Below are 8,001 nucleotides of genomic sequence, written 5' to 3'. Positions count from 1 at the left end.
TTGGACGACAGGCTGTAGGTGATCGCGCCGCCTTCGGGATCGATGGCTGAGAGCGTACCGATCGTCGTGCCTACTTTGCTGCTTTCCAGTACGGTCGTCTTGGAAAGCGCTAGCGATGTTGGCGCTTCATCGACGACATTGATTACCCCGATCGATACGCTCTTGCTGATACTATTGCCGCCCACATCAGTCGCGACGATCGTAATGGCGTGGCTCTTGGCCGTTTCGTAATCGATCGCCTTGGCAAGCTGCAGCGTATTGCCAACGATCTTGAAAATTCCACCAGGGTTGGACGACAGGCTGTAGGTAATCGCCCCGCCTTCGGGATCAACGGCCGAAAGCGTGCCGATCGTCGTGCCGACCTTTCGATCCTCCGCGACGGTCGATCTGGAAAGCGCAAGCGATGTCGGTGCAAGGTTGCGCAGATCCAGCATGCCGTCGGAGAATCTGGCCGTTTCAACGCCTAGCAGCGTGTCTTGCCCGTCATTGGCCCCCGGACGATTGTCCGTGACGGTGACAAAACCGCCAGGGAGTTTCGCCACGGTATAATCCGCTCTCTTGCCCGAATAGACGGCGATATCCGTTCCAACACCGCCATCGATCTGATCCGCGCCCCCTCGTCCGCGCAGGGTATCGCTGTATCGCGAGCCGACCAGCCAGTCGTCGCTATCCTCGGCTGCCAGCGTAACCGCCGATGTCAGCGCAGATCCGTCAAGACTGATGCCTGACGTGAGTTCGAGCTTGCCGGACAAGTCGAGCGTCCCCCCGGCACCTGAAAGGGTCAGGTTTTCCAGCCTGTAGATCGTCGAGAACGCCTTCAGCTGCGCAAGGCTGGCGGTGAGTCTATACGACTGCAGGAACTCGACATTGATGAACGTGCTTGTTCCCAGATCGCCGTTAAACCAGAACCAATCTGTTCCCGTTCCGCCGTCGACAGTGAGGGCAAGCTTTGCATCATCGCTCGCGGCCAAGACATCGTCGCCGGCGCCGCCATTCATGACGTCGCGACCCCTGCCCTCGATATGATCGTTTCCATCCTGTCCATTCAACACATCGGTGCCATGGTCGAATTCGATGCCATAAGCGTCGCCGCTGTGACCGATGAGAATATCGTCGCCCGCGCCACCATTGATCGTGTCATTGCCGTCGCCACCGGTGAAGACATCCCTGGCTGCACCGCCGTTGAACGTATCGGCGAACTCGGTTCCCACGATCCAACCGCCTTCAGGACCAGCAGTGACGGTGATGGCGCTTTCCAGCTTCGCGCCGTCCATGAAGTAGGATTTTCCCGCGAGATCGAGCGCGCCACCTGCACCGATTAGCCAGATATGATCGACCGATACCTGCGAGAAGAGCGCGAGGTCGGCGAAGCGGATGGAAATGCTGCCGCTCCAGGACACAAGTTCCTCGACATTGGTGTAGGTGACACTGCCAAGCGCGTTGCCAGAGACCACATCCCAGCCGTCACCGCCGTCGACGGTGCCGCTGCTCGTTTCGTCCACGACGAATTTATCGTCTCCTGAACCACCGTTAAGGACATCCGTGCCACTGCCGCCATAGAACGTATCGTTGCCTTCGCCGCCGTTCAGCGTGTCGTCCCCCGCCTCGCCATAGAGCGTATCGTTGCCAGCATCACCGTTGAGCGTATCACCGCCGTCGCCACCCTTGATCTCGTCATCGCCACGATTGCCCGAGAGCACATCGGCATAGGCCGAACCGACAAAAACGTCATTGCTGGTGCCGCCCGTCGTCACAAGACCGGAGCTCAGCGCGCTGGCGTCGAGCAAGACTACGCGGTTGGTTTCGATGCGCGGCAACGTCAGATCCAGGTTGCCGCCTTCACCAACGAGACGGATATCGTAATCGTCACGCAAATAGGGGCGGATGCTGGAAACACTCATCAACTGCGAAATCGACGCAATGAAGGTGTAGGCGGTGATCCGCTCTACATTGACGAAGCTCATCGTCCCGAGCGACGCGGTTTCCTCCTCTACGGTTACGACGTCGAAGCCGTCACCGCCATCGAATGTTCCGTCCGCGATGTAACCCAATAGACCCAGCTCGTCGTCCCCCTCTTCACCGTAATAGGTGACGTGCTCGGTGCCCTGGAGGATGTAGAACCGGTCATCACCTCCGCCGCCGTAGATGATGTCCGTCCCCCCGCCGACGCCGTTTGCGCCCAGTACTTCGCTGCTATCGGTTGCAGTTATCGTGTCGTTGCCTGCGGTCATCGTGAAAGAGGGCATGCGGCGGATCCCAATGAAGTGTTGAAATAACGGCACTGTCGTCCGCACGCATGGGGCGCGGACCGATCGCGACGATGAAAACTGTGCGGACGGGATCGCCGGCTTGCGGGCTTTTCAGGCGGCGCGATCCTCCGAGCCGATTGCGATACAGGCCGCAGCGGCGAAGGACTATGCAATTCCGGCATGAACGGCAGATTTCGGCGAGCGGTAAGCTTATGAGCCGTTCCGGCGAAGCGTATCGGACGGGCGTTCGCCGAAACGCCGTCGATAGGCAATTGCGAATCGCCCGAGCTCCCAGAACCCGAGCTGCATGGCTACGGTGGTCACCGACGTGGTGGCGGGATCGCCCGCAAGAAGACGATCGCGAACATGATCCAGGCGGCAGTCCCGCGCAAACTGCATCGGGCCCTGGCCGAGAAACTCCTGGCAGGCGAGGCTGAGGGTCCGCTGGGCAACACCGACCTCGACGCAGATGTCGCGAAGAGACAGCATTTCCTCCGGCCGATCGTCCATAGCCTGCTTGAAACGGGTGACGATCTGGCGATGCCGGCCGAGCGCGGCACGGTCCCGGCGCACCACACCCTGCGTCAGGCTGCCGACGAGAACATCTAAGATCGTCCCGGAGAGCGCCCTGGCCGGTTGCGGCTCGGTTATGACCCAGGGAGTGTCGCGCGCGAGGCGGGCCATGTCCACCATCAGGGCAACTAACGAGGCCATTCCCGCCTCCGGAGCGACGAACATGCGGTCGTCATCGAGCGGCACGCCATGGTCGCGACCGGTTACCTCCGATCCATAGGCTGCCAGCCGTTCGAACGGCACGGTGACGATGCCGAAGGCCCAGGGCTGACCGGCGGGAGATGAGGTGACGATCCGCTCGTTCGGGCGGAAGTGAAAGATATGTCGGCCGTAGAGGCTGCGGCCGGAAACGCGCCGTACGATGCCCGGCTCGGTCGCGAACATGAAGGTATGAAGGTTCGGCGCTCCCGCCGTTTGCGCAATGCCCTGCGCGAAACGGCCCGCGCCAACGCTCAGACGATCGAACGAGACGCGCGCAAGTGTTCCATGAAATAGCTTCCCACTTCGGCCGGCGGGCCGCGGCGACGCACCTCCGGAATACATTCCTCCGATTGCCGACGCCATCGCCTCCGGATTCACGAAGGTTCCGTAGCTGGCGCGGGCGAGATTGTCAGTTGTCGGATGGGTGCTCATTCCGATCCACCGTCAAGAGCGGCCATTGCCATTGAAAAGGTCAACGCTCGGTGAAAATCTCATCTGAGGTCCTTCGGCGGAGAGTTGATGGCATTCCTTCCTGGATCAGACCGAGGTCTACCCAGATCAGCCGCCGTTGTCGACAAAAAATTGTAAAAGAGAATGCTGCATCCTAAGGTTATTCCGCACGACTCCCACTACAAGACTTGCTCGTAAGCTCTTGAACGGATTTGAACCAAAGACCCGTCGCTATGGAAGGTCCGGAGCCTAGCCGAGATCGGTTTGTATCCACTGACGCGAATGATGGATATCAATCGTTTGGAGCCGGCCCGGCCCGAGATTCTCGAACCGGTGCGGAACGCCCGCTGGACCTAGAAGGACGTCTCCGGCCGATGCATCCAAGACACTATCGCCGATATAAAACCGTGCGCGGCCTTCCACGACGATGAAAGTCTCGTCATAGGGATGAACGTGTAGGCGCGGGCCAACTCCGATTTCATCGTTGCCATAAGCCAGCACGGTGACCGGACCGTTCAGGTCCGTGCCTGCAATCGAGCCTCTCCATGGCCCTTCGACAACAGGGTCGAAGAGCCTCATCTGCGATCCGGAACGACCATCCGGACGAACAGCGTCGGGGTCAAAATCATAACGCGTCATACTAGGGGTCCTCCTGGCTGGCTTCCAATGACGTTCGACTGATGCTCGATCCGACAAAGCAGATCGCAATAGTACAAATTCAACCTCGGTTGGTGGTTGATCATAACTTGGCAATACCGCTTGGTCCGTCTCTCATTACGAAACCGTACAGTCCGTTCGTTGTCTGTCTGGTTGGTCAGCGGGCGTAAAAGTGATACATTTGAAGAGAGGTCAGTACCGAATTTTTCAAAGGATATCGGGATGCCTGAAACCTGTTTCGAGCGCCGAAGGTTCATTGCCGCTGGTGCCGCCTTTGCGGTAACGGGGATTGTTGACCTTGGTATGCCCGCCCGGGCTTCTGCGCTTGCTGCGACGCCGTCGATGCGGGGAGGTTCCAATAACTACATCCCCGGCGCTGAAATCGTCGAGCGAATCGGCGGCGGCGGTTTTTTGATATCGGGTACAGTGCGCCTCGCTGGCGATGGCGTCCCGCTGGCGGGCCAGCGCATCCAGATGTGGGCCCATACGACCGAAGGCAGCGAGCGCGACCGGCGCAGCCATGGTGCTACGCTGACCGACGCTAACGGCGAGTTCCGGCTCGAAATGCCCCAAATCCTGCCCGCACTCGGTCAAGCGCATGCGCACCTCGACAGGTTTTGGCCGCAGAATATTCGCACGGTCTGATTAAGTCATATTTAATGATAATTCTCACGTTTACAGGCTGGATTTGCTCGCTGGCGTAAGGCGTCGGAGCAATCCCGCCAAAATCAAGGTCGACCGCCTGCGAGCGACAACCAACGTTTTTTCTGGAACGATCTTTCGATACCCGACAGCGGGTCCACCTAGTCAATGTGCGAGCGTCCTACCGCAGCATCAAGAGGTTAGATCACTCCACTCATTCCTCGCCATATGTCAGCGCGCCCATTACTTGCGAGTGTCATCTGCCAGTGCCGACAGTCCGGCAATGTCACGGATGAGCAGCTTCTGACGTCCGCCCTCTACGAGGCCCTTCGCCTCCCAGGCGCTCAGAATGCGTGACACTGTGTGCAGTGTCGTGCCGGTCATTTCGGCAATGTCCTGTCGGGAGATCGGGAAGTCAATGCGGATGCCCTCGCCTTCCTTGCGGCCGGCCTGTTTTGAGAGGCGCAGCACGGCATGCGCGACGCGTCGCTCAACTTCCTGAGTCGACATTTCGCGGATGCGAGTATGCGCCTCTTCCAGCCGCTGGCCGATCGTCTGCATGGCGGTGACGGCAAGGCGAGGGTTCTGCTCGACGAAATGCGGCCAGAGATCCGTCGGCCAGCCCAGAATGACACTTTCGGTCGCAGCCTTCGCGGTGCCGGGGTAGTCGGAGCGCTGCAGCGCCTTGGCAAAACCGAAGAGATCGCCGGGATGCACGACGCGCACGATAATCTGCTGGCCGTCCTCAGTCACCTGCATCACCTTCAGGCGCCCATGCAGGAGAAGGAAGAAGCTTGCCGCCTGCTGGCCCTGCTCAAAAACGGCATCGCCCTGCGGCACGCGGCGCGCGGTCGCGTGGTTCAGCAGCCTGTCGAGATCCTCGTCGCTCATCCTGTCGAACAGGGCGAGCGACCGGACGACGGTCCGGTCAATCTTCACAATCGTGTCCCTTTGCGTGCGCCTTCATCGGCGCACACGGCTTCTATCACGCCTCTCAGCCGACAGAAAGTTCAGAACGCAAGTCCCTTCTCTCTCAGCCTGGCGAGAAGCGGCGCATACCACCGCGTATCTTTGACCAGCCGGAAGCCGACATTGTCGGGTGGAACCCCGACCGCGCAGCCGCCGCCCTTCGGGTTGCGCACGAACGAACTAAGCGCCGCCCGGTGCTTCCCGCTCGCAACATAGATGCCGCAGGACGACACGTCGTTCAAAACCGTGCCCGCCTTGTCGAGATTGACGCGCCGGTTACACGTCGCCGTCCACTCCCAGATGTTGCCGGCGAAATCCGCAAAGCCGTATTCGTTCTCGCCAAAGCGCCCAAGCGGCTGGGGAACCGGATCGCGCGACGCCTTACGCGCCGCCTCACGGTTGTAATCGGCCAGCCAGCGATCAGCCGGATTCGTGCTGTTGATATCGACACCGAGCGCATCGTCGGGAAAACGCGAGCCGGCGGCAAATGCCAGATCCCGATCGGTCGGCAAAGTCCAGACTTCGCCGGTGTGCGCACTCAGCCAGCCGGCATAGGCGATCGCGTCGTCATAGCTGACGCCGGTCGCCGGTGTGTTGGCCGCATCCTCTGGCGCGAAGGTCGGCTCGGGCTGTGCGCAGGCGCCGTTGGCGACGCAGCCGCTGTAGTCAGCGGCAGTCACCTGGTATTTCATGATGGTGAGCAGACGGCGCACGGTGACGCTTTTCACCGGCCCGTCGACGGCAAAGCCGTTGCGGAAAAACTCGCCGCTGTCGCGATAGTCGAAGGTACGCGGCGCGATCTCAACTGTCAGCGGCTCGTCCAGCACTGGACCGGTGGGTGCCGCTCCGATAAGATCCGCCTTTATCGCGACAGCGCCGGCGAGTGCGACCAGCAGCAATGCGGGAAGGGCAAGCGACTTCAGGGGAATGCCGGTTCTCGATGTCAGCGCAGCCATGAAGGCCTCCTCGCGCTTCGCCCGGACGATAGGTCAACGTCCGGGACGGGCGCCGATTGGTAGAGGGATCGCAGCTTTGCGATCCGGAAGTGCGCCCGCCGCGTGGGTGGGCGCACCATTGTCGGACTGTGTCAGGTGCCGCTTGGCGGCGTGACCGAGGTCATCAGGTCGTCGTTCCAGTCGCCGGTGACGGCGAAGTGACCGGCGGCGCCCAGTTCGAAGGCCTCGATGAGGTTGTGGTTCACATAGGCGTAGATGCCGGGCTGCTGGAAGGTGTAGTAGGCAGCGCCTGCCGTGCCGCCCGGAATGAACCAGGTTTCCTGGTCGACATCCGGCACATTGTGAAACTTGCCGGTCGCCCAGACATAGTCGCCATGCCCGCCGATGAGGTGCGGACGGGTGTCGCGGTTGGCCTGCGAATGCACAATCAGCACTTTCTCGCCCACCTTGGCCTTCAGTGCATTGTCGCCGGTCAGCGCGCCGACGGCGCCGTTGAAGACGATGTGGCTGGGGGTCAGCGTGCGCATGACCTCCAGCGTGTCGGCATAGGCCTCGCCGACGCTGGGATATTTCTTGTAGTTTCCCTGTGCGTCGCGCGGCACGTAAAAATCCTGCTCGCCGACATAGTAGACGTGGTCATAGGTCAGCTCCTTGCCGTGCCCATCGGTCAGGCCTTCGCGCGGCAGCACCATGATCGCGCCGTTCATGCCCGAGGTGACGTGCCACGGCACCATGCCGGGAGGTGCACAGTGGTAGACGAAGACGCCTGCCTTGGTGGCCTTGAAGCGCAGTACCGTGCGCTCACCGGGATTGACCACGGTCAGCGCACCGCCACCAAGCGCACCCGTCGCCGAGTGGAAATCGATATTGTGCTGCAGCTCATTGGTATCGGGGTTGATCAGCGTCAGCTCGACATAGTCGCCCTGGTGCACGACCATCAGCGGGCCGGGAACCGAACCGTTGAAGGTCATGGCGTGCACTTCCGTGCCCTTGTCGTCGAGGATCATCTTCTTCTCCTCGATCGTCATGGTGAATTCGTAGACCTTCGGTCCTCCCTCGGCTTTCTGGCTATGGGCGTGCACGAAGGGCGGCTTTACCAGTTCGATCTTCACCCTTTCGAGCTTGGCGACATCGGCTGCGGTCCCGCCCGCATTGGTCTCGATCGCGCCGCCTTCCGCTCGCGCCATCGACGCCGCAATGATCGGCGTCAGGACGCCGGCAAAGGCGGCTCCGCCGAGAATGGTGCGGCGTGTCATCTGAAACTGCTCGGTCATTGCTGTCTCCTTTTTGAAAGAACGGAGCGG

Annotated in this window: 7 protein-coding genes; 1 reads left to right on the top strand and 6 read right to left on the bottom strand. The window is 60.8% G+C overall.

Annotated elements, in window-relative coordinates; genetic code table 11:
- The 3 genes from ACT6VE_RS29715 to ACT6VE_RS29705 form a co-directional block, all read right to left on the bottom strand.
- Window positions 1-2,246 (bottom strand): cadherin domain-containing protein (locus ACT6VE_RS29715; RefSeq protein WP_444801864.1); only part of this gene is annotated, 2,246 nt, incomplete at its 3' end.
- A gap of 213 nt (window positions 2,247-2,459) precedes the next feature.
- Entirely contained in the window at window positions 2,460-3,455 is a 996-nt protein-coding gene (locus tag ACT6VE_RS29710) for a helix-turn-helix domain-containing protein (RefSeq protein WP_444801863.1), read from the bottom strand.
- Between the two features lie 267 nt (window positions 3,456-3,722).
- Window positions 3,723-4,112 carry a cupin domain-containing protein gene (locus tag ACT6VE_RS29705; protein WP_444801862.1) on the bottom strand — a complete coding sequence of 130 codons (390 nt, stop codon included), beginning with the start codon at window positions 4,110-4,112 and terminating at the stop codon, window positions 3,723-3,725.
- A gap of 240 nt (window positions 4,113-4,352) precedes the next feature.
- Between ACT6VE_RS29705 and ACT6VE_RS29700 the strand changes: the two genes are divergently transcribed.
- Window positions 4,353-4,775, top strand: a complete 423-nt coding sequence (locus ACT6VE_RS29700; protein WP_444801861.1) for a twin-arginine translocation pathway signal — start codon at window positions 4,353-4,355, stop codon at window positions 4,773-4,775.
- 240 nt (window positions 4,776-5,015) lie between these two features.
- Here ACT6VE_RS29700 and ACT6VE_RS29695 read toward each other — a convergent pair whose 3' ends face one another.
- The 3 genes from ACT6VE_RS29695 to nirK form a co-directional block, all read right to left on the bottom strand.
- Complete coding sequence (locus tag ACT6VE_RS29695; RefSeq protein WP_444801860.1) at window positions 5,016-5,711, bottom strand: Crp/Fnr family transcriptional regulator; 696 nt, start codon at window positions 5,709-5,711, stop codon at window positions 5,016-5,018.
- A gap of 71 nt (window positions 5,712-5,782) precedes the next feature.
- Complete coding sequence (locus ACT6VE_RS29690) at window positions 5,783-6,697, bottom strand: SUMF1/EgtB/PvdO family nonheme iron enzyme (RefSeq protein ID WP_444801859.1); 915 nt, start codon at window positions 6,695-6,697, stop codon at window positions 5,783-5,785.
- 131 nt (window positions 6,698-6,828) lie between these two features.
- Window positions 6,829-7,971: a copper-containing nitrite reductase gene (nirK, locus tag ACT6VE_RS29685; protein ID WP_444801858.1), complete on the bottom strand. Its 1,143-nt coding sequence runs from the start codon at window positions 7,969-7,971 to the stop codon at window positions 6,829-6,831.
- Window positions 7,972-8,001: the final 30 nt, after the last annotated feature.

Source organism: Shinella sp. (assembly GCF_052438155.1).
In the GTDB taxonomy this organism is placed as follows: Bacteria; Pseudomonadota; Alphaproteobacteria; order Rhizobiales; family Rhizobiaceae; genus Shinella.
The sequence above is the reverse complement of the archived record's forward strand: the minus strand, read 5'-3'. Positions and strand labels throughout refer to the sequence as shown.

Excerpts from the sequence above, each read along its gene's own strand:
- ACT6VE_RS29710 (WP_444801863.1), bottom strand. The coding sequence starts at position 3,455 with ATGAGCACCCATCCGACAACTGACAATCTCGCCCGCGCCAGCTACGGA.
- ACT6VE_RS29705 (WP_444801862.1), bottom strand. The coding sequence starts at position 4,112 with ATGACGCGTTATGATTTTGACCCCGACGCTGTTCGTCCGGATGGTCGT.
- ACT6VE_RS29700 (WP_444801861.1), top strand. The coding sequence starts at position 4,353 with ATGCCTGAAACCTGTTTCGAGCGCCGAAGGTTCATTGCCGCTGGTGCC.
- ACT6VE_RS29690 (WP_444801859.1), bottom strand. The coding sequence starts at position 6,697 with ATGGCTGCGCTGACATCGAGAACCGGCATTCCCCTGAAGTCGCTTGCC.
- nirK (WP_444801858.1), bottom strand. The coding sequence starts at position 7,971 with ATGACCGAGCAGTTTCAGATGACACGCCGCACCATTCTCGGCGGAGCC.